This is a genomic window from Corallococcus sp. AB049A (assembly GCF_003668885.1).
Taxonomy (GTDB): domain Bacteria; phylum Myxococcota; class Myxococcia; order Myxococcales; family Myxococcaceae; genus Corallococcus; species Corallococcus interemptor.
The window spans coordinates 18,768-39,761 of sequence record NZ_RAWL01000021.1 but is presented as its reverse complement, the minus strand read 5'-3'; the positions used below and the strand labels follow the sequence as shown (position 1 = coordinate 39,761).

The 20,994-nt window shown below is 69.8% G+C and carries 20 protein-coding genes; 10 read left to right on the top strand and 10 right to left on the bottom strand.

Annotated elements, in window-relative coordinates; all coding sequences use genetic code 11:
- Positions 1 to 14 precede the first annotated feature (14 nt).
- The 5 genes from D7X55_RS04260 (at position 15) to D7X55_RS04240 (ending at position 6,828) form a co-directional block, all read left to right on the top strand.
- A complete protein-coding gene (locus D7X55_RS04260; RefSeq protein ID WP_121722300.1) occupies positions 15 to 2,384 on the top strand; it encodes an acyl-CoA dehydrogenase in 2,370 nt (789 codons plus the stop codon).
- Positions 2,381 to 2,899: an ester cyclase gene (locus D7X55_RS04255; protein ID WP_121722299.1), complete on the top strand. Its 519-nt coding sequence runs from the start codon at positions 2,381 to 2,383 to the stop codon at positions 2,897 to 2,899. Before D7X55_RS04260 ends, D7X55_RS04255 begins: the two co-directional genes overlap by 4 nt.
- Positions 2,900 to 3,051: 152 nt before the next feature.
- Positions 3,052 to 4,341 carry an MBL fold metallo-hydrolase gene (locus D7X55_RS04250; protein ID WP_233609573.1) on the top strand — a complete coding sequence of 430 codons (1,290 nt, stop codon included), beginning with the start codon at positions 3,052 to 3,054 and terminating at the stop codon, positions 4,339 to 4,341.
- Positions 4,334 to 4,783 (top strand): DUF3293 domain-containing protein, encoded by a 450-nt coding sequence (locus D7X55_RS04245; protein ID WP_121722298.1) that lies wholly within the window; start codon positions 4,334 to 4,336, stop codon positions 4,781 to 4,783. Before D7X55_RS04250 ends, D7X55_RS04245 begins: the two co-directional genes overlap by 8 nt.
- Before the next feature lie 140 nt (positions 4,784 to 4,923).
- Positions 4,924 to 6,828 carry a bifunctional UDP-sugar hydrolase/5'-nucleotidase gene (locus D7X55_RS04240; protein WP_121722297.1) on the top strand — a complete coding sequence of 635 codons (1,905 nt, stop codon included), beginning with the start codon at positions 4,924 to 4,926 and terminating at the stop codon, positions 6,826 to 6,828.
- 9 nt (positions 6,829 to 6,837) lie between these two features.
- Here the strand turns inward: D7X55_RS04240 and D7X55_RS04235 are convergent, their stop codons facing one another.
- The 4 genes from D7X55_RS04235 to D7X55_RS04220 form a co-directional block, all read right to left on the bottom strand.
- A complete protein-coding gene (locus D7X55_RS04235; RefSeq protein ID WP_233609572.1) occupies positions 6,838 to 7,161 on the bottom strand; it encodes a hypothetical protein in 324 nt (107 codons plus the stop codon).
- Between the two features lie 213 nt (positions 7,162 to 7,374).
- The gene (gene clpP / locus D7X55_RS04230) at positions 7,375 to 7,974 is read right to left on the bottom strand and encodes an ATP-dependent Clp endopeptidase proteolytic subunit ClpP (RefSeq protein ID WP_014399808.1); all 600 of its coding nucleotides are present in this window, start codon (positions 7,972 to 7,974) and stop codon (positions 7,375 to 7,377) included.
- Positions 7,975 to 8,067: 93 nt separating this feature from the next.
- Positions 8,068 to 9,465 (bottom strand): class II fumarate hydratase, encoded by a 1,398-nt coding sequence (gene fumC / locus D7X55_RS04225; RefSeq protein ID WP_121722296.1) that lies wholly within the window; start codon positions 9,463 to 9,465, stop codon positions 8,068 to 8,070.
- Positions 9,466 to 9,743: 278 nt separating this feature from the next.
- Positions 9,744 to 10,211: a Uma2 family endonuclease gene (locus D7X55_RS04220; protein ID WP_306437700.1), complete on the bottom strand. Its 468-nt coding sequence runs from the start codon at positions 10,209 to 10,211 to the stop codon at positions 9,744 to 9,746.
- A gap of 228 nt (positions 10,212 to 10,439) precedes the next feature.
- Between D7X55_RS04220 and D7X55_RS04215 the strand changes: the two genes are divergently transcribed.
- A complete protein-coding gene (locus D7X55_RS04215; RefSeq protein WP_120547965.1) occupies positions 10,440 to 10,991 on the top strand; it encodes a PDC sensor domain-containing protein in 552 nt (183 codons plus the stop codon).
- A gap of 26 nt (positions 10,992 to 11,017) precedes the next feature.
- Positions 11,018 to 12,925: a methyl-accepting chemotaxis protein gene (locus D7X55_RS04210; protein WP_120547964.1), complete on the top strand. Its 1,908-nt coding sequence runs from the start codon at positions 11,018 to 11,020 to the stop codon at positions 12,923 to 12,925.
- A 27-nt stretch (positions 12,926 to 12,952) separates the two neighbouring features.
- Here D7X55_RS04210 and D7X55_RS04205 read toward each other — a convergent pair whose 3' ends face one another.
- Positions 12,953 to 13,312 carry a PspC domain-containing protein gene (locus tag D7X55_RS04205; protein WP_120547963.1) on the bottom strand — a complete coding sequence of 120 codons (360 nt, stop codon included), beginning with the start codon at positions 13,310 to 13,312 and terminating at the stop codon, positions 12,953 to 12,955.
- A 273-nt stretch (positions 13,313 to 13,585) separates the two neighbouring features.
- On the opposite strand from D7X55_RS04205, the gene aceB reads away from it, so the two are divergent.
- The 3 genes from aceB (at position 13,586) to D7X55_RS04190 (ending at position 17,186) form a co-directional block, all read left to right on the top strand.
- Entirely contained in the window at positions 13,586 to 15,208 is a 1,623-nt protein-coding gene (gene aceB, locus D7X55_RS04200; protein WP_121722295.1) for a malate synthase A, read from the top strand.
- 62 nt (positions 15,209 to 15,270) lie between these two features.
- Positions 15,271 to 16,557, top strand: coding sequence for an isocitrate lyase (aceA, locus tag D7X55_RS04195; protein ID WP_014399818.1), 1,287 nt, complete (start codon positions 15,271 to 15,273; stop codon positions 16,555 to 16,557).
- Positions 16,558 to 16,772: 215 nt separating this feature from the next.
- Positions 16,773 to 17,186, top strand: coding sequence for a hypothetical protein (locus tag D7X55_RS04190; protein WP_121722294.1), 414 nt, complete (start codon positions 16,773 to 16,775; stop codon positions 17,184 to 17,186).
- Between the two features lie 57 nt (positions 17,187 to 17,243).
- Here the strand turns inward: D7X55_RS04190 and D7X55_RS04185 are convergent, their stop codons facing one another.
- From D7X55_RS04185 to D7X55_RS04165, 5 genes are all read right to left on the bottom strand, one after another.
- Complete coding sequence (locus tag D7X55_RS04185; protein ID WP_120547960.1) at positions 17,244 to 17,489, bottom strand: hypothetical protein; 246 nt, start codon at positions 17,487 to 17,489, stop codon at positions 17,244 to 17,246.
- Between the two features lie 81 nt (positions 17,490 to 17,570).
- Positions 17,571 to 17,906, bottom strand: coding sequence for a hypothetical protein (locus D7X55_RS04180; protein ID WP_120547959.1), 336 nt, complete (start codon positions 17,904 to 17,906; stop codon positions 17,571 to 17,573).
- A 26-nt stretch (positions 17,907 to 17,932) separates the two neighbouring features.
- The gene (locus D7X55_RS04175; RefSeq protein ID WP_121722293.1) at positions 17,933 to 19,219 is read right to left on the bottom strand and encodes a TIGR04013 family B12-binding domain/radical SAM domain-containing protein; all 1,287 of its coding nucleotides are present in this window, start codon (positions 19,217 to 19,219) and stop codon (positions 17,933 to 17,935) included.
- Between the two features lie 28 nt (positions 19,220 to 19,247).
- Positions 19,248 to 20,165, bottom strand: a complete 918-nt coding sequence (locus D7X55_RS04170; protein ID WP_121722292.1) for a type VI immunity family protein — start codon at positions 20,163 to 20,165, stop codon at positions 19,248 to 19,250.
- Positions 20,165 to 20,968 (bottom strand): hypothetical protein, encoded by an 804-nt coding sequence (locus D7X55_RS04165; protein ID WP_121722291.1) that lies wholly within the window; start codon positions 20,966 to 20,968, stop codon positions 20,165 to 20,167. The genes D7X55_RS04170 and D7X55_RS04165 overlap by 1 nt, the downstream gene beginning before the upstream one ends.
- Positions 20,969 to 20,994: the final 26 nt, after the last annotated feature.

Genomic DNA, 20,994 nt, shown 5'->3' with positions numbered 1-20,994 from the left:
GTGGGCTCGGAGATGTGTATGAGAGACCGCCGCTGGTCCCCATGCTGTACGTCGCCTGGACGGACGGCGAGCTGACGGGCGAGGAGCTCAAGGCCCTGGGCGCCGCGGCCCGCTCCCAGCCCTGGCTGGACCTCAAGTCCAGCACCGTCCTGGCCCTCTGGGTGGATCCGCTGCGTCCGCCCCCGCCCCGCGAGCTGGCCCTCGTGCGCGAACACATCCGCGCCACCGCGGAGAAGCTGGCCACCAGTCAGCAGCAGAACCTGGCGGAGCTGGGCGTGCAGCTGGCCCAGGCGCTCGCGGGTGAAGCGCCCCTGAGCATCCCGCCCGCGGAGCTGTCCAAGGCCCTGGCCTCCATCGAGGCCACCCTGGGCGTGGATGGCAAGGAGGCCGTGCGCTCCCTGATGCCCAAGGCATCGCGCGTCCCGAAGGCGGAGCCCCGTTCGCACGCGGCGTCGTTCGACCCCGTGGCGATGACGGCCGTGCTGGAGCGCACCTACGCGGACGTGCGCCAGCGCGTGCGTGGATGGCTGGAGGACGCGGACTTCCGCTACAAGGAAGGGCTGTCCACCACCGCCTACCGCGACCAGGTCTTCGACTGGCTCAAGCACCTGGCCAACGACGGATTGGGACAGCTCGCCTACCCCAAGGGGCGCGAGGGCGGCGGGGACCTGGGCGCGTTCATCGCCGCCTTCGAGACGATGGCCTTCTTCGACCTGAGCCTCGTCATCAAGGCGGGCGTGCACTTCGGCCTCTTCGGCTCCAGCATCCTGTTCCTGGGCACGAAGCGGCACCACCAGAAGTACCTGCCCGGGGTCGCCTCGCTGGACCTGCCCGGCTGCTTCGCGATGAGCGAGCTGGGCCACGGCTCCAACGTGCGCGACTGCGAGACGGTGGCCCGCTACGACGCGGCCACCAGCGAGTTCGTCCTCCACACGCCGTCGGAGACCGCGCGCAAGGAGTGGATTGGCAACGCCGCCCGCCACGCGCGCATCGCCACCGTGTTCGCGCAGCTGGAGGTGGACGGGGAACGGCTGGGAGTCCACGCGCTGCTCGTCCCGCTGCGCGATGAGAAGGGCAAGGTCCTGCCCAACATCCGCATCGAGGACTGCGGCGAGAAGATGGGCCTCAACGGCGTGGACAACGGCCGGCTGTGGTTCGACCACGTGCGCGTGCCGCGCGAGAACCTGCTGGACCGCTACGGCCAGGTGACGGAGACGGGTGAATACACGTCCTCCATCACCGGCGACTCCAAGCGCTTCTTCACCATGCTGGGCGCGCTGGTGGCGGGCCGCGTGAGCGTGGCGTGCGCGTCCCTGTCCGCGGCCAAGAGCGCGCTGACCATCGCCGTGCGCTACGGCGACCTGCGCCGCCAGTTCGGCCCGCAGGGCGCGCCCGAGGTGCGCCTGTTGGACCACCAGGTGCACCAGCTGCGGCTGTTGCCGCTCGTCGCCAAGGCGTACGCGGTGGACTTCGCGCTGGAGTACCTGGTGGACCGCTACGTCCACCGCACGGAGGACGACGCGCGCGAGGTGGAGGCGCTGGCCGCGGGCCTCAAGGCCTACGCGTCGTGGAACGCCACCGCCACCATCCAGGAGTGCCGCGAGGCGTGCGGCGGCCAGGGCTACCTCACCGCGAACCGGTTCGCGTCCCTCAAGGCGGACACGGACGTGTTCACCACGTTCGAGGGCGACAACACCGTGCTCATGCAGCTGGTCGCCAAGGGCCTGCTCACGGGCTACCGCCAGCGCTTCGAGGACGACCGCGTCTTCGCCGTCCTGCGCCTGCTGGTGGATCAGGCCACCACGGTGTTCACGGACCGGAACCCCATCGCGGGCCGGCGCACGGACACGGACCACCTGCGCGACAGCGACTTCCAGCTGCGCGCCCTGCGCTTCCGGGAGGAGGCCCTGCTCGCGTCCGTGTCCAAGCGCATCCGCAAGCGGCTCACCGCGGGCGTGGAGGCCTTCGAGGCCTTCAACCAGGTGCAGGCGCACCTGCTGGCCCTGGCGCACGCGAGCGTGGAGCGCATCGTGCTGGAGCAGTTCCTGCGCGGCGTGGCGGCGGTGAAGGACGAAGCCCTCAAGCCGGTGCTGGGGCGCCTGGCGGACCTCTTCGGCCTGTCCTGCCTGGAGTCCGCCAGCGGCTGGTTCCTGGAGCACGGCTGGCTCACGGCCCCCAAGGCCCAGGCCATCCGCAAGGAGCGCGTGCTCCTGTGCGCGGAGCTGCGTCCGGATGCAGTGGGGCTGGTGGACGCCTTCGGGATTCCGGACACGTGCCTGGCCGCGCCCATTGGCCTGGGGCGGCTGGCGCCCGGCGGTGAACGGTTCGACGACACGGCGGCTGACAGTGCCCGTGCGGGCCCGGCAGATTCGCGCGCGTCATGAGGACCTGTGTTGTGTCGTGGGTGGTGCTGGGGCTCGTGGGGCTCACCGGTTGCGCGACGGTGTCCCCGGCGGAACGGGCCCAACAGGTGAGCGCGTCCAACAAGGAGCGCGCCCGCCTGTTCACCGAGGAGATCTACAACCAGAAGCGCCTGGAGCGCATCCCGGAGTACGTCGCGGCGGACTTCGTGGACCACTCCGAGGGCGCGCCCCAGGACCTGCGCGGCCCGGCCGTGGTGCGCACCCAGGCGGAAGCCGGCTTCACCCTGTTCCCGGACCTGAAGTTCGAGCTGCTCCACGTGCTGGCGGAGGACGACTGGGTGGTGGTGCGCTGGCGCGCGACGGGCACGGACACCCAGGGCCCGCCCACCGCGGACGGCAAATCGCGCCCGCTCACGTTCCTCGGGGACTCGCTGTACCGGCTGCGCGACGGTCGGCTGGTGGAGGCGTGGGACCTCACGGACCGGCTGGCCCCGCTGCTCCAGCGCGGGTTCAAGATCGTCCCGCCCGGGTCCTGAAGAGGTCCAGACCCGGCCCCACGCCGAACGGCCACGGGTCTGGAGCGACGCCGCCGGAGTCAGGAAAAACCGGGGCGTAGCGGGATGTCTCCCCATTGACACTGACGCACCGGACCCATCAGGGTCCGGGGATGAGGATGAACGCGGGACCCATGCGGGCCGCGGACAAGGCCCGACAGAAGGCCTTCCGCACGGCCTTTCCCTCCTACGGCCAGCGGCCGTCCTGGGGCGGCAGGTTGTTGCGCCTGTTCGGATGGGGCCTGCTCTTGCTGGGTGCGTTCCTGCTGGTCGTCGTCATTGACGGGTGGCGTGCGTTCGGCACGGGGGCGGAGGGAGCGCGGCTGGAGCGGATGAAGCGCTCGCCGCAGTGGCTGGACGGTGGCTTCGAGAACCCGCAGCCCATCCTCAACAACTGGGAGCGGACGCTGACGGACCTGTTCCACGCGAGCCCGGACAACACGCCCCGGATGCCGGTGGTGGTGGACCGCATCGACCCGAAGCGCTTCGCCACGCCGCCCGCGGACGGCCTGCGCGTCACCTGGATGGGGCACTCGTCCACGCTGGTGGAGGTGGACGGGCACCGCGTGCTCACCGACCCCATGTGGGGCGAGCGCACGTCGCCCCTGGGGTGGATTGGCCCGAAGCGCTGGTTCCCCGCGCCCATCGCGCTGAACGAGCTGCCGCCCATCGACGCGGTGGTGATTTCGCACGACCACTACGACCACCTGGACCACCACACCATCGAGGCGATGAAGGACTGGGACACCACGTTCGTGGTGCCGCTGGGCGTGGGCGCGCACCTGGAATACTGGGGCGTGCCCGCCAACCGCATCGTGGAGCTGGACTGGTGGGAGCGCACGAAGGTGAAGGGGCTGGACATCGTGTGCACGCCCGCGCGGCATGCGTCGGGCCGCTTCCTCCAGCAGAACAAGACGCTGTGGGCGGGCTGGGCGCTGGTGGGCCCCCAGCACCGCGTCTACTACTCCGGCGACACGGGCCTGTTCCCCGCCATGGAGGAGATTGGCGCGAAGCTGGGGCCGTTCGATTTGACGATGATTGAAACGGGTCAGTACGGCGCGGGCTGGCCGGACTGGCACCTGGGGCCGGAGCAGGCGGTGCTGGCCCACCGGCTGGTGCAGGGCCGGTTGTTCCTGCCGGTGCACTGGGGGCTGGTGACGCTGGCGTACCACGGCTGGACGGAGCCGGTGGAGCGCTCGCTGGTGGCCGCGAAGCATGACGGCGTGGGCATCACCACGCCCCGGCCCGGGCAGGACTTCCTCCCGCTGGCGCCGCCGCCCGTGGAGCGCTGGTGGCCCGACCGTCCGTGGAAGACGGCGGAGGAGGCCCCCATCGTGGCCAGCCAGATTCCGCCCAAGCTGCGCGAGGGACATCCCGCGCTGCCGCGGCTCCCGGTGCCCGCGGTCGTGACGCCGCATGAGTGATGTACGGCGGACGGCGCTGCACGCGGCCTTCCAGGCCACGGGCTACGTCGTCCGCGCGCACCCGCTCGTGGGAGACCGCAAGCACGTGCTGCGCGTGGGCGCTGAGCATCCGGCGCTCGACGCCGCGCTCACCGCGCGCGGCTTCGCCACCTGGGCCTTCCTCACCGCGTGGAACCCCCACGCGCACCCGCGCCCGCCCCGCACCAACGCGCGGCTTCAACAGCGCCTCCTCGCGCTGATTGAAGCCGAAGGCCGTGTGGCCCTGTCCGCCGTGGGCGTGGCCGACGACCGCCGCTGGTTCGAGGAGAGCCTCTTCGTCCCCGGCCTGTCCCGCGATGAGGCCCTGCGCATCGGCGGGCTGTTCGACCAGGAGGCCGTGCTCTGGGGCGCCGTGAGCGGCGTCGCGGAGCTGGTGATGTGCAGTGGGTCCGTCCGCACCTGAGCGCGCGTCAGGTGTCGAACAGGTCACATCCGCCGGGCCGGCATCCATTCGGAACCCCGCCCTCACGCGGGCGCCACGCGACGATGCCAGGGTCCGACACCTCGCTCGCTCAGCGCATCCCTGCCCAGGAGTCGTTCCCGATGCAGCCTTCCGTCCTCCGCGCGCGTGACGCCGCGCGCCCCAGCGTCTTCCTCCTCGCCGGTGCCTTCGTCACCGGCCTGCTGCTCGCCTTCCACGGCGGCTGCGGCAACAACGAGTGCACCAACGCCTTCGACTGCCAGGAGCAGAACCCCGCGCCGGAAGGCCAGGGCTGGACCTGCGTGGACCACGTCTGCCAGGCCGTCACCTTCCCGCCTCCACCGGGCAACACCGACGCGGGCACCGGCGATGACGACGCGGGCACCGGCGGCACCGTCGCCTTGAAGATCATCGCCTTCAACGACTTCCACGGGCAGCTGGAGCCCGCGACCGGCACTGGCGGCCAGATTGCCCAGGCCCTGCTGCCCGACGGCGGCGTGGACCCGGCCAGCCGCGTGAACGCGGGCGGCGCGGTGTACTTCGCGCGCTACGTCGCGGAGCTGCGCGCGAAGAGCCCGAACTCCATCGTGGTGTCCGCGGGTGACCTCATCGGCGCCACGCCGCTGCTCTCCGCGCTCTTCCACGACGAGCCCACCGTCGAGGCCATGAACCAGATCGGCCTGGACCTCGCCGCCGTGGGCAACCACGAGTTCGACGAGGGCGGCTCGGAGCTCTTGCGCATGCAGAACGGCGGCTGCCACCCGGTGGACGGCTGCCAGGACGGCACCGGCTTCTCCGGCGCGAGGTTCAAGTACCTCGCGGCCAACGTGGCCACCGACGTGGACCGCACCCTCTTCGCCCGCTACGACGTGCGCACCTTCGGCGGCGTGAAGGTGGCCTTCGTCGGCATGACGCTGGAAGGCACGGGGAAGATCGTCGTCCCCACGGGCGTGGCGGGGCTGGAGTTCAAGGACGAGGTGGCGACCGTCAACGCGCTGGTGCCGGAGCTGAAGGCGCAGGGCGTGAACGCCATCGTCGTCATCGTGCACGAGGGCGGGACGCCCGCGCCCGATTCGCTCTACGACGAGTGCAAGGGCCTGTCCGGCCCCATCGTGGACATCGCGCAGAACCTGGACCCGGCGGTGTCGGTCATCATCAGCGGCCACACCCACCAGGCCTACAACTGCACGCTGAGCGGCAAGCTCGTCACCAGCGCCGCGTCGGTGGGCCGGCTCGTCACGGACATCGACCTGACGCTGGACGCGGCCTCGGGCCAGGTGGTGAAGGCCCAGGCCCAGAACGTCATCGTCACCCGCACGGTGGAGCCGGACCCCACCCTCACGGAGCTCGTCGCCCGCTACAGGGGGCTGACGGCGCCGCTGGAGGGCCGCGTCATTGGCTGGGTCGCGGAGACGCTCACCCGCAGCCACCTCCAGCGGGACCCCACCGGCCAGTCCACCCTGGGCTTCGTCATCGCGGACGCCCAGCTGGAGGCCACGAAGCCCGCGGCCCTGGGCGGCGCCCAGATTGCGTTCATGAACCCGGGCGGCGTGAGAACCGACCTCGTGTACGACCCGGCCGACCCCAACGGCGCCGGCGCCGTCACCTACGGCGAGGCGTTCACCGTGCAGCCCTTCAGCAACACGCTGGTCACCATGACCCTGACGGGCGCGCAGATTGAACGCCTGCTGGAGCAGCAGTTCCGCACGGGCGACCTCACCCGCATCCTCCTCCCGTCCGCGGGCTTCCAGTACGCGTTCAGCGCGTCGGCGCCCATCGGCTCCAAGGTGGACCCCGCCAGCATCCGGCTGAACGGCGTCACGGTGGATCCCGCCGCCAGCTACCGCGTGACGACGAACAACCTCCTCGCCCCGGGCGGCGACAATTTCACCGTCTTCGCGGAGGGCACGAACACCATGGGCGGCGCGGTGGACCTGGATGCGCTGGAGGCGTACTTCAAGGCGAAGAGCACCCAGGCGAACCCGCTGCCGGCCCCGTCGCTGGACCGCATCACGCGGCTGCCCTGAAGCCGCGTCTCAGCGGAACCCCGAGCCCCCGGTCGCGGGGCTCGCCACGCTGGGCCGAAGGGCACTGTTCGTGATGGGGATGGGCGTGATGTCCAGGCGCCGCGCCCCTGTCACCCGCTGCGCCAGCTCATCGAAGTTCAGCGCCAGGATGTTCCCGGAGCCCTCCTCCGGGAGCGCGAAGCGGATCCGCCAGTAGTTGGGGCTGATCCGCAACGCCTCACTGTCACCGCTGTCCGCCAGCAGGATGGCGTTCTGCCGCGAGTACTCCGCGCCCGCCTCGACGATGTTGCGCTCGCCCAGCTCCGCCTGCACCGACTGGGAATTGGGCGGCACGGGAGTACGGCCCGAAGGGCCTGTGGCACATCCCACGCCCACCAGGAAGGCAGGCAATAGAGCAGCGGCAAGGAGACGGGGAGCCATGTCCAGACTCTGGACACGCCCCCGTCAAGCTGCACCGTGGGGCAGCTTGCGGAGCCGTCACCCATCGCATGCCTGCCCGGAGCAGCGGCACGGAGCCTGCTCCTCCGGTCCCTGCTGGAATGAATGCTACTTGGGCGCCGGCACGCCGGACGCGCGCTCCACGACCTCGTCGATGAGGCCGTACTGCCGGGCCTCCTCGGCGCTCATGAAGTAGTCGCGCTCGGTGTCCTTCTCGATGCGCTCGATGGTGTGGCCCGTGTGCTTCACGAACAGGCCATTGAGGTACGTGCGCAGCCGGAGGATTTCCTTCGCCTGGATGTCGATGTCCGTCGCCTGGCCCTGCGCGCCGCCCAGCGGCTGGTGAATCATGATGCGGCTGTTGGGCAGGGCGTAGCGCTTGCCCTTGGAGCCGGCCAGGAGCAGCAGCGCGCCCGCGGAGGCGGCCTGACCCACGCAGATGGTGGACACCGGGCACTTGACGTACTGCATCGTGTCATACATCGCGAGCGCCGCCGTGACGGAGCCACCGGGCGAGTTGATGTAGAGGTTGATGCCCTTGTCCGGGTCCTCGGACTCCAGGAACAGCAGCTGGGCGACGATGAGGTTGGCCACATCGTCGTTGATGGGCGTGCCCAGGAGGATGATGCGGTCCTTGAGCAGACGGCTGTAGAGGTCGTACGCCCGCTCGCCGCGGTGCGTGGTCTCAATGACGAAGGGGACGTTCATGGCCCCCGTACCCTAATCGTCCCCCATCGCGCGCGCTCCCCCCTTCTTGCGGGAGCGTGCGCTGTCCCACGATTGGGCGGGTCGGAGGCGGGCCTACAGGTTCCCGGTCATCTTCTCCGGGCGCACCCACTGGTCGAACTGCTCGGCGGTGACGAGCCCCAGCTCCACCGCCACCTCCTTCAGCGTCTTGCCCTGCTTGTGCGCCGTCTTGGCGATCTTCGCCGCGTTGTCGTAGCCGATGTGCGGGTTGAGCGCGGTGACGAGCATCAGGCTGCGCTGGAGGTTCTCCTGCAGGCGCGGGAGGTTGGGCTCGATGCCCACCGCGCAGTGGAGGCGGAAGCTGCGCATGCCGTCCGCGAGCAGCCGGCAGCTCTGCAGGAAGTTCTGGATGATGAGCGGCTTGAAGACGTTGAGCTCGAAGTTGCCGGACGCGCCGCCCAGGGAGATGGCCACGTCGTTGCCCATCACCTGGGCGGACAGCATGGTGAGCGCCTCGCTCTGCGTGGGGTTCACCTTGCCCGGCATGATGGAGCTGCCCGGCTCGTTCTCCGGGATGTTGATTTCGCCAATGCCCGAGCGCGGCCCGGACGACAGCCAGCGGATGTCATTGGCCACCTTGAACAGCACCGCCGCCAGCCCCTTGAGCGCGCCGTGCCCCTGCACCAGCGCGTCGTTGGCCGCCAGCGCCTCGAACTTGTTGGGCGCGGTGACGAAGGCGTGGCCGGTGAGCTTCGCGATTTCGGCCGCCACGCGCTCGGCGTAGCCCGGGGGCGCGTTGAGGCCGGTGCCCACGGCGGTGCCGCCCAGCGCCAGCTCCAGGAGGTGCGGCAGGGACGCTTCGATGTGGCCCTTCGCGCGGTCCAGCTGCGCCACGTAGCCGCTGAACTCCTGGCCCAGCGTGAGCGGCGTCGCGTCCTGCAGGTGCGTGCGGCCAATCTTCACGATGGACCCGAAGGCCAGGGACTTCTGGGCCAGCACGTCGCGCAGGGCCACGAGCTCCGGCAGCACGTGCTTCACCACGGCCTCCACGGCGGCCACGCTCATCGCGGTGGGGAACACGTCGTTGGAGCTCTGGCCCTTGTTGACGTCGTCGTTGGGGTGGACCTTGCGGCCCTCGCCGCGCTCGCCGCCCAGCAGCTCCGAGGCGCGGTTGGCCAGCACCTCGTTGCAGTTCATGTTCGTCTGGGTGCCGCTGCCGGTCTGCCACACCAGGAGGGGGAACTCGTCGTCATGCTGGCCGGCGAGCACCTCATCCGCGGCCTTCACGATGGCCTGGGCCTTCTCCTTGGGGAGCGAGCCGTTCTCCTGGTTCACCAGCGCCGCGGCCTTCTTCACCAGCACCAGCGCGTGCACGAGCGCCAGGGGCATGCGCTCCGAGGAGATGGCGAAGTTCTGGCGGCTGCGCTGGGTCTGCGCGCCCCAGAGCCGGTCGGCGGGGACTTCGATGGGACCAAAGGTGTCCTTCTCGATGCGGACGTTCTTCGTGCTCACGGTGGGCCTCTCCAGTCAGGAACGCGGTCTGCGAGCGATTAACACCGCCACCCACTCACCACCGGAGCCCCCGGGCGTTAGTGTCACGTCGTGAGCACCGCTGGAATCATCAAGGCCCCCTTCCTGGCCCAGGAGCGAGGCACGCCCATGCGCCGCGTCCCGGAGGCCCAAGCTGCCCTGAGCCGTCACCGGCTCCAGAGCCTGCTCAAGTCCAGAGGCACCGCATCGAAGGGAACAGCATTCACGGTGCCTCTTCCGAGGTGGACCTCGTGCAGGCGCTACTGGCCGTCCTGGAGACGGTGGAGCTCCAGCCCCTCCGCCAGCGGGTCGATGAACCACAGCCACTCCACGCCCGCGCGCGCATAGACGCGCATCTTCGGGCTGCGGTCCCAAGCCAGCGTGACGTCGGACACGACCTCGCACACCCAATCCGGCACGAGTGAGAAGTAGGGCACGTTGGGCATGTAGGGCATCCGCTCTCGTCGCCAGGCAGTGATGTTGGGAACCAATGCATCACCCGACTTCAAGAACCGCAGCTCTGGCTCCTTGAGGATGAACCATCCTCCTGGCCCATCGACGCCCTGGTCGAAGGGACCGTCCAGGAAGGCCCCCAACTTCGATGCCGCGCGCGTGTGGCGGGACGCGGGACGTGGGCTGACGACCAGCTCTCCCTCGATGATTTCCCCCACCTTCGTCGGTGGCACGTCCTCGAGGTCAGCGTATGTGGCCAGCGTTCTGGTTCCCATCACCATGAGAGAGAGGATGCACCCTACCCATAACATCCTCAAGCCAACGGCCGACCTGGCACCAGCACACGGAGGCAGGAGGACAAGCCCGTGCAGTGCCGTCTGCCTTGAAGCCGGTGAAAACAAGCTTTGATTGAATTATTCAAATCACGCCTGCCTGGGTGACGGCGCGAGCTGTTCCGTGTCACACTTTTCTCAATCGTTCTCACGGCTCCTGGGGGCGCCTGGATGTCCATGCATTGGCTGGGTTTGGCGCTGGCTGCCTGGGGGCAGCTGCCACCGGACGGCGTCGCGCAGCTCCGGAAGGTGGACGGCGTGATGCCCCACCTGCGGCGTCTGGCGGAAGACCCGGAGGTGGTGCGCGCCCTGCGCGCCCAGAACGCGCGCGGCACACCTCTCGCCACCATCCAGCAACTGGACTCGGAGTGGATGGCCACACCGGCCCTCACGCCCCACAAGCAGCGCGTGCTGGACGGCCCGTGCACGGGCGCGCTCCTGCGCCTGCGGGAGACGCTGGGCCCGGCCCTGGCGGAGTCCTTCGCCATGGATGACCAGGGCGCGCTCGTCTGCGCCAGCCGGCGCACGTCCGACTACTGGCAGGGCGACGAGGACAAGTGGCGCCTCACCTACGCCCAGGGCCGCGGCGGCCCCGTGCTGAAGGAGGCCCCCTTCTTCGACGAGTCCACCCAGGCCTACGTCATCCAGGTGTCCCTCCCCGTCCGCGACGGCGCCCGCGTCATCGGAGCGCTCACCGTGGGCCTGTCCCTGCTCGACCTGTGACAACCGTCCACCCGGGTTCCTCACGCATGCGCCTGTTGTCCGGATTGAAGTTGCGCGGCCGCCTCACGCTGTGGATCTGCCTGCTGCTCGTCGCGGCGCTCGTCCCCGCCGTCGGCGCGGGGGTCCACGTCATCCGGCGCAACCTGGAGCAGCAGGTGCGCGGCGTCCTCCAGGTGGAGGCGGACGGCCTGCGGGACCTCATCGAAGCCTCGCTGCACGAGCGCGAAGCGAACGCCCGCGCGTGGACCGAGGACGCCATCGTGCGCGGCGCGCTCCTCTTCGACACCTACGCCAAGAGCGACGCGGTGCTCACCTCGCTCAACGGCCGGCACACCAGCTTCGCGGGCCTGGTGCTCTTCACCCCCGACGGACGCGCCGTCTCCGTCAGCCAGCCCCAGCTGCGCCAGGCCTTCGCCGGACGCGAACAGGAGGTGCGCGCTTCCCCCTGGTTCCAGGCCGCGCTGGAGGACCGGCTGGACCCCGCCATCCTCACCGGCGCGCTCGCGAAGAAGGACCCGTTCCTGGACCGCCTCGTGATGCCCCTGGCCCTGCCCGTGCTCAGCCCCATCTCCGGCGCGCGCGTGGGCGTGCTGCTGGCCGCGTATGACTGGGGCCAGCTGGAGAAGGTCGTCACGGGCGCGCTCCAGCGGGCCCAGGACCGGGGACAGAAGAGCTTCACCCTGGAGATCCTCACCCCGGACGGCCAGAGCCTCTTCAGCGCCCGCGCGGGGGGCACGCCGAACCTCTCGAACCCCGTGCGCGCCGAGGCCCACAAGGACGCCAACCACCGCTTCTCCGCGGGCCAGGACTGGCGCTTCGTGGCGGCGCTGGAGGAGACCGAGGCCTTCCTCCCCCTGGGGCGCTTCCTGCAACTGAGCCTGCTCGCGGGCGCCGCGCTCCTGGGGATCGCCGTCCTGGCCGCCTGGGCCCTGGCGCGCGGCGTGACGCGGCCCATCGCCACGCTGAGCGAGCTCGTCACCCGCGTGGTGCGCGAGGGCGACCTCACCCAGAAGGTGGAGGCCCACGGCCACCAGGACGAGGTGGGCGAACTGGCCTCCGCCTTCTCCCGGATGATGGACCACCTGCGCGAGTCCACCACCAGCCTCCAGCAGGCCACCCGCGTGCTGGGGCAGACCGTGGGCGAGCTCACCCAGGCCACCGAGCAGCAGGAGCGCATCCTCACCCGGCAGGGCGCCGCCATCCAGGAGACGCAGGTCACCGCGAAGGAGATCCAGCAGACCTCGCAGCTGGCCGCGGAGCGCTCGCAGGCGGTGCTGGCGCTGGTGGCGCGGGCGCGCGAGGTGGGCGGCTCCGGCCAGACGGCGCTCGGCGCCAGCCTGGACGGCTTCGAACAGCTGCGCGACCACGGCACGCGCCTGGCGGAGGGCATCTCCTCCCTCCACGAGCGCACGCACCAGATTGGCGGCATCACCCAGACGGTGAAGGACCTGGCGGACCAGTCCAACATGCTCGCGCTCAACGCGGCCATCGAAGCCGCGCGCTCCGGCGAGCACGGCAAGGGCTTTGGCGTGGTGGCGCGCGAAATCCGGAGCCTCGCGGACCAGTCCATCCAGGCCACCGACCGCGTGCGCGACATCCTGGACGCCATCCGCGGCGGCATCCGCGACACCGTGGCGCTGTCGGAAGAAGGCCAGCGCCACTCCGAGGCGGGCCTGGCGCAGGTGCGCGAAAGCGGTCAGAGCCTGCGCGCGCTGGCGGACATCATCCAGGACAACGCGTCCGCGGCCCAGCAGATCGCCGCCGCCGTCATCCAGCAGAACGCCGGCATCGCCCAGATCTTCATGGCCGTCACGGACCTGTCCCGGATGATGGACGACACGCTCCAGGCCATGCACGGCACGCAGCGGATGACGCTCGCGCTGCGCGGCGTGGCCGAGCGCATGGAGACCGTGGCGGGCGTCTGGCGCGTCTAGCGGGACGCACCCGACGCCGGCCACACGTCAGACGCGCTTCTCCCAGCGGGGCGAGTCGTCGTCCACCGGCGTGTTCGCCACCTTGGACACCCAGTCCAGCGTCCCCTGCAGCGGGGCGCGGCCGTAGGCCTTCGCCGGGATGAACGCCCAGAGCAGCAGATAGAGCGCCGCGCTCATCCCCGCGGAGGCGAACAGCATCAGCACGAACGCCACCCGCACCAGCGAAACATCCACGTCCAGCTCGCGCGCCAGCGCCGAGCAGACGCCCAGCAGCGCCCGCCCCTCGCCCCGGTGCATCGGCACGGTGCGCTTGCGGCAGTGCGGGCAGCGCAGCGCCTCCCCGGACAGCTCCCTCGAACAGGCCCTGCAGCGTGTCGTGACGTCCATGAGGTGACCTCTCCGTCAGGCCCCCGCTTGGCACATGGGGGCCTCATTCCTACCTACGGAAACCCGCGGGCCCGATTGCGCACTCCCCCCGGCGCTGTGATTCCGGGGGGTTGTGTCCCGCTGCGTCAGGCGATTTACAGATTTAATCCAGAGGATGTTGACGGGCTTACAGGCAAGCGGCTTCTAATTGACCAAGGCTTCCCTTCCCTAGACGGGAGGGGCATCTTTCAGCCCGTTGAGCCGTTTTTACAACGCATCACGTCAGGAGCCGACATGGACGCGCGCACCTCCCAGAATCCTCCGGCCTTCGGCCCCGGCGTGACCGTGGAGGGGGCCTGGCATCCGGACTACGCGGAGGTGCTGACGCAGGACGCCATGGCCTTCGTGGCGAAGCTGGTCCGCGCCTTCGGTGAACGGCGGGAAGCCCTGCTGGAGCGGCGCAAGAAGGTGGCCCAGGCGTGGCGCAAGGGCGAGCGCCCGCACTTCCTCCCGGAGACGGCGGAGGTCCGCAAGGGCGACTGGCAGGTGTCCCCGGTGCCGGCGGACCTGCAGGACCGGCGCGTGGAAATCACCGGTCCGGTGGACCGCAAGATGATCATCAACGCGCTCAACTCCGGCGCCAGCGTCTTCATGGCGGACTTCGAGGACGCCAACAGCCCCACCTGGGACAACGTGGTGCGCGGCCAGCTGAACCTGCGCGACGCGGTCCGGAAGACCATCTCCTTCACGGCGGAGAACGGGAAGCACTACGCGCTGAATGACAAGCACGCGGTGCTCTTCGTGCGCCCGCGCGGCTGGCACCTGCCGGAGCGCCACGTGCGCATCGACGGCAAGCCCATCTCCGGCTCGCTCTTCGACTTCGGCCTGTTCTTCTTCCACAACGCGCGCGAGCAGCTGAAGCGCGGCACGGGCCCCTACTTCTACCTGCCCAAGATGCAGAGCCACCTGGAGGCCCGGCTGTGGAACGACGTGTTCCAGCTGGCCCAGAAGGAGCTGGGCATCCCGAACGGCACCATCAAGGCCACGGTCCTCATCGAGACGCTGCCCGCCGCGTTCGAGATGGACGAGATCCTCTACGAGCTGCGTGAGCACTCGGCCGGCCTCAACTGCGGCCGCTGGGACTACATCTTCAGCTTCATCAAGACGCTCCAGTCGGACGCGTCCGTGGTGCTGCCCGACCGCGGGCAGGTGACCATGGACAAGGGCTTCCTCAACGCCTACTCGCAGCTGCTCATCCAGACCTGTCACCGCCGGGGCGCGCACGCCATGGGCGGCATGGCCGCCTTCATCCCCATCAAGGGGGACACGGCCGCCAACGACGCGGTGATGGCCAAGGTCCGCGCGGACAAGGAGCGCGAGGCGAACAACGGCCATGACGGCACCTGGGTGGCGCACCCGGGCCTGGTCCCCGTGGCGAAGGACATCTTCGACGCGCGGATGAAGGGCCCCAACCAGGTGGCCAACAAGCGCGAGGACGTGCGCGTCACGGAGGCGGACCTGCTCAAGGTGCCGTCCGGCACGCGCACGGAAGAGGGCCTGCGCCACAACATCCGCGTGGGCATCCAGTACACCGCCGCGTGGCTGGGCGGCCTGGGCTGCGTGCCGCTCTACAACCTGATGGAGGACGCGGCCACGGCGGAGATCTCCCGCGCCCAGGTGTGGCAGTGGATCCACCACGAGGCCACGCTGGAGGACGGCCGCAAGGTGACGCCGGAGCTGTTCCGCAAGCTGCTCGAGGAGGAGATGGCCCGGATGGGCCGCGAGGGCGCCGTGGAGCGCTACGGCCAGGCGCACATGGAGAAGTCCCGCGCCCTCTTCGAGCAGCTGTCCACCGCCTCCGCCTTCGAGGACTTCCTCACCCTGCCGGCCTACGAGGCCCTCGACCCGCGGTCCTGAGCTCTTCCAACCGCTTCAACGACGTTCCTTCCACCCTTCACTCAAGCCCGAGGAGTCCTGGCATGTACGACGCGACGCCGACCACTTCCGATGCCTCCCCTCACGCGAAGCTCCATGCCCAGCGCTTCGAGGGAATCAAGCGCAACTACACCGAGAAGGACGTGGAGAAGCTGCGCGGCTCCATCCGCGTGAGCTACACGCTGGCGGAGCTGGGCGCCCGCCGCCTCTGGGAGCTGCTCCACACGGAGGACTACATCAACGCGCTGGGCGCGCTCACCGGCAACCAGGCCGTGCAGATGGTGCGCGCGGGCCTCAAGGCCATCTACCTGTCCGGCTGGCAGGTCGCCGCGGACGCGAACAACGCCGGCCAGATGTACCCGGACCAGAGCCTCTACCCGGCGGACTCCGTCCCCTCCGTGGTGAAGAAGATCAACAACGCCCTGCGCCGCGCGGACCAGATTGACCACGCCGAAGGGCGCAAGGACCGCAACTGGTTCGCGCCCATCATCGCGGACGCGGAGGCCGGCTTCGGCGGTCCGCTCAACGCCTATGAGCTGATGAAGGGCATGATCGAAGCGGGCGCCGCGGGCGTGCACTTCGAGGACCAGCTGGCCAGCGAGAAGAAGTGCGGCCACATGGGCGGCAAGGTGCTGGTGCCCACCAGCCACTTCGTGCGCACGCTGACCGCGGCGCGCCTGGCGGCGGACGTGATGGGCGTGCCCACGCTGCTCGTGGCCCGCACGGACGCGGACAGCGCCAAGCTGCTCATGAGCGACGCGGACGAGTACGACCACGCCTTCATCGACAAGGCGGCGGGCCGCACGGGCGAGGGCTTCTACCGCATCAAGGGCGGCCTGGAGTGCGCCATCGCGCGCGGCCTGGCCTACGCCCCGTACGCGGACCTGGTGTGGTGCGAGACCAGCACCCCGGACCTCGCGCAGGCCAAGGCCTTCGCAGAGGGCATCCGCAAGCAGTTCCCCAACAAGATGCTCGCGTACAACTGCTCGCCGTCCTTCAACTGGAAGAAGAACCTGGACGACAGCACCATCGCCAAGTTCCAGCGCGAGCTGGGCGCCATGGGCTACAAGTTCCAGTTCGTCACCCTGGCGGGCTTCCACGCGCTGAACTTCTCCATGTACGAGCTGGCCCGTCAGTACAAGGACCGCGGCATGGCGGCCTACAGCGAGATGCAGCAGTCCGAGTTCGGCGCGGAGAAGCACGGCTACACCGCCACGCGCCACCAGCGCGAGGTGGGCACCGGCTACTTCGACCAGGTCGCCGAAGTGATTTCCGGCGGCAGCGCCAGCACCCTGGCCCTGCACGAGTCCACCGAGGCCCACCAGTTCTAGGCCCGGCGGATCATCCTGAAGGCTGAGCAGCGCTGAAGGCCGCGGCGTCCCAGGGGGAAATTCCCTGGGATTTCGCGGCCTTCGCTGTTTGTAGGGCGGAAGAGGCAACTTCCCCGGGCCCAGGGCGATAATGGGGAGAACGAACTTGAAGCCCCACGGGTACGCCTTCGGGTGTGCCTCTTCAGTCGACCGGGGCCTTTTTGACGGGAGCCGCCATGAACCGCATCACGTCCCTCTCCGGTCCGCGGGTGCAGCCGGCCACGACGAACACCGCCTCCTCCGTGTCGGGCAGCCGCTTTGGCTCGCTCATGTCGGGCGCGGCCGCGCAGCCGAAGACGGGCGCGCAGCTGACGGGCGCGTCGGTGGTGTCGTCGGCGCTGGCGCAGATGGGGGCCACGCCGCACGGCTCACTCCTGGGCACCTACACCTCGGGCGCCACCTCCACGCCGGTGAACGTCACCGGGCAACAGCCCCAGCAGCAGGCCGCGGCCTCGCAGACGGGCACGGGCGCGGAGCCCAGGAGCGAGGAGCTGCAGGCGATTGAAGACCTGGCCACCATGTCCGCGGTGTCCATGTCCCAGTCCATCCTGCACATGGGCGGCATGAAGCTGGACCTGGAGCGCGAGTAGTCCCCTCGCCCCAGGCCGTCTTCACAGCACTGACTTCATGAAGCCCTGGGGGAGACCTCAGGGCTTTTTCTTGTCGCTGTCGTCGCTGTACTGGTCGCGGATGCCGTCGTGCCGGTGCCGCGTGTCGTTCCAGGGCTGGTCCACGTCGGTGCGCTGGCCGCCGTTCTGCCCGGTGACGTCGTTGAGCTCCTCGGAGCGGCCCTCCGCGGGCACCGTGTCGCCGTGCTCTTCCGGGTCCTTCTGCTTGCTGGGATCCAGCGGGATGCCGGCGCTCTTCTTGAGGTATTCGTCCTTGGGGTCCATGCCGCCATTCCTCCCTTGAGCCCTCAAGGTGGTGACGGGGCGCCGTTCCGGGAGCGGCCGGGCGGCCGGGCGGCCCCCTCCTCAGTTGAGGTACTGGGGCTTCTTGGGAGCTGCCGGGGGCTGGGCCTTCATCATCTCCAGGCCCTGGCGGGTGAGGATGAAGCGGACGACGCCGGAGCCGCGCTCGGTCTCGATCTCGGCCTCGAAGGCGGGCCCGGCGATGCCGCCCAGGGACACGTCCTTGCGCAGGTTGTTCACGCGGCCGGAGATGAGATCGCCGGCCACCTCGCGTGAGCCCTCGCCGCGCGAGTACAGCTCAAAGGCGGCCTCGTGCAGCGTCATGGCCAGCGCCGGGGTGAGGGGCTGGGAGCTGAAGAGCACGGAGATGAGGAGCCAATAGGGCGTCTGTTCAGCCATCGCGAGGGCCAGTGTAACGCCCGGCGCTAGCGGGCGCGCGGCTGTCTGCGCGCGGCGATGGCCTCCGCCAGCACGCCCTGCGCCCTCCAGTGGCCATACAGGCGGCCCTGGGACGCGAGGAAGTCCAGCCGCTGCCGGGTGCGCGCGTCCAGGCGGCCGGGGGCCGCGTCCCGGTACGGGGTGCCGGGCAGCGGCATGAAGGTATGGCCATGCACGCGGGCGCCCAGGTCGGACAGCCGCTGCATGAGGTCCAGCGTGGCCTCCACGTCCGAGGGCTCCTCCCCCGGCAGTCCCAGGATGAAGTCCACGTTGGGCACGAAGCCGCCCTCCACCGCGAGCCGCGCGGCGCGCACCACGGTCTCCACGTCGTGGCCGCGCCGGGTGGCCTGGAGGATGCGCTCGGAGCCGGACTGGCCGCCGATGATGAGGTTGTCGTTGGCCACGTAGCGCTTGAGCAGGGCCAGGGCCTCCGGCGTGACGTGCTCCGGGCGCACCTCCGAGGGGAAGGTGCCGTAGAAGATGCGCCCGTCCGGGGCCGTGGCCTCCTTCACGGCGGCGAGCAGTTCTTCCACGGCGGCCAGGTTCACGGTCTCGTCGGCGGTGCCGTAGGACAGGGACGTGGGGGTGATGAAGCGCACGTCGCGCCGGCCCATGCGCAGCAGCTCACGGGCCCAGTGGGCGATGTTGGGGATGGTGCGGTGCCGGAAGCGCGCCTTGGACATGAAGGGCGTCTGGCAGAAGCGGCAGGCGTAGATGCAGCCGCGGGTGATCTCGATGGCGCCGTACTTCACGTGCTTCACGGCGAACGCGGGGAAGTCGTCCAGGCGCACGCCCTCGCCGTGGCCGTGCTGCACGAGCTTGCCGTCCTTGAGGTGCGCGGTGCCGTGCGTGGTGCGCGGGTCCTCGCCCTTGAGGACGCGGGCCAGGAGGGCGCGCAGGGTGTGTTCGCCCTCGCCCACGGCGACGAGGTCGAAGCCGGCCTGGAGGGTCTGGAGGGTTTCGGCGGTGGCGTGCACGCCGCCCGCGATGCAGAGGACGTCGCGGCCCTCCAGCCGTTCGCGGACCCAGGTCAGCTCCTCCACGGAGGGGCCGAAGCTGGCGGAGTAGAAGGACCACGCGGCGACGACGGTGTCGCCCGCGTCCACGCGTTGGCGCAGGGTGTCCAGCAGGGCCTCGCGGCTGCGAGGAAAGTGCAGCGAAACATCCGCGAGCGCGGGGTCCGCCTCCACGGCGCCGGCGAGCACGGTGAAGGCGTACTTGCCGGGGTACTGGAAGCTCAGGACGAGCGAGACCTTGCGAGGCGTCTGCGACATGGCGTCCGGGGATGATGCCACAGCGAGGTCAGAGGAAGCGGCGCTCCCACTGGCGGACTTCGGCTTCAGTGAGGCCGCCCCAGGCCCCCTGGTGCGCGTAGAGCCACGGCTCCAGCAAGCGAGCCAGCTCGCGGTACGCAGGCAGTGTGTCACCGGCCTCCACGTCCCCGGCTTCAGGAACCGGGCCCAGGGACACCACTGCGCGGTCTGGGGACAGGGCTTCGACCTGCGTCGAAGGCGAGTGCAGCCGGGAGCGAAGTCCCTCCACGCCGCCCAGTTCGTTGAGCACGGGCGGGCCCAGGAAGTTGAGCCACGTTGGCCCCCAGAGCCGCGTTCCCAGTTTCGTCGCCAGGGTCTCCAGTCCTGGCAGCAGAAGGCCAGGATGGCGGAACCCCTTCGCCTTCATGACCGGAGTGGTGGACTCCGCCCAGCCCCAGGCGTCGAAGGAGAGTCCCACGTAACCAGAGTGGAAGGGCAGCTCTCGTCCCAGTTCGAGGGCCAGCGCACGCACCCATTCCGGACCGGGATGCTCCAGGAACTCGATGGGGAGCCAGAACTCCGCGGCGAAGGTGCCATGCGGTGTGAGCTGGAAGAAGGGTTGTTGAGGCAACCCTCGGCCCCGGTACTTGAACCGGATCCCCGTCACGGAGTCGGGCTTCTCGCTCACTTCAATGCGCCCGGTCGCCGGGTGCATCACCGCCTCGGTCAGGAATGCATCAGCCTCTTCGGCCAGGGGACTCCAATCACCGTGGCGGTCCACGTACCACGCCAGGGAGCGGGGCTCGATGGCACGCCGGTAACGTTCCAGGGCACGGCAGAGCGGCAAGGCCAGTTCCTCGTGGGGTCCCCCCATGAAGAACGCGATGCTCACCGCCTCGCGCAGGACGACGATCGGCTCACCTTCGATGTCGAGGGTGACACGGCTCTCTGGATAGCTCGTGGCCATTACTTGACTCCCAGGTTCGGAGACACGAGGCGAGGAGCGGTGTCCTTGCCAAGGAGCAGTGAGTAGACCTCGCCCTGCTCCTGCTTCGCGAACGGATGTCCTTCAGGGTAGGTCTCCCACCTGGGAGGGTTCGTCACGGGGCACGGGAACTTGAAGTCGTAGACCCGCTGCGCCTGGAGTGGGTTTCCCAAGGCGTGCAGCACCACATCCGGCGCGATGGTCCCTGTCAGCAGGAAGAACTGTCCGGCGGCCAGCCAGCGCGCCACCTCCTCCGGGTCCAACCACCGCGTCCGGCCCGTCTGAGCATCCCGCAGGTAGCGCGGTTCCAGGCTGAACCGGCCCGCGTCCGTGGCGCCCAGCTGCTCCTGCACGCACGCCAGCGCGGCCTCGTGCTTCGCGTTCCCCAACAGCACGCCCCGTTTGACCGTCCGTCCGTTCGAGTCCACGACCTTCTCCTCGCAGATCTCGCGGGTCGTCCGCCGGCCCGGCCCCAGCATCCGCTCGTTCACCTCGAAGTTCGCCCGCTTCGCGCACTCCACCAGCACGTGCTCCACGCGGGCCACCTCCGCCGCTTCCCACAGGCGCATCACCGCCGCGGCCTCGGCCGCTCGGGCCGCGGCTCGGGACAGCCACGGCAGGATGGCGTCCTGCCCCACCTGCGAGGCACACGCCGGATTGCGCAGACACCCCGTCGTCGCGGAGTCCATCGTTATCTGGGAGTAGCTTCGTGGCGCTCGCACCTCCGGGCCCGCGCACGCGGTCCACAGCAGGAGGCTGCACAGCGCCAATCGGGGAGGAGTCATCCCGCGCCTCCTCGCATGGAAGCGCG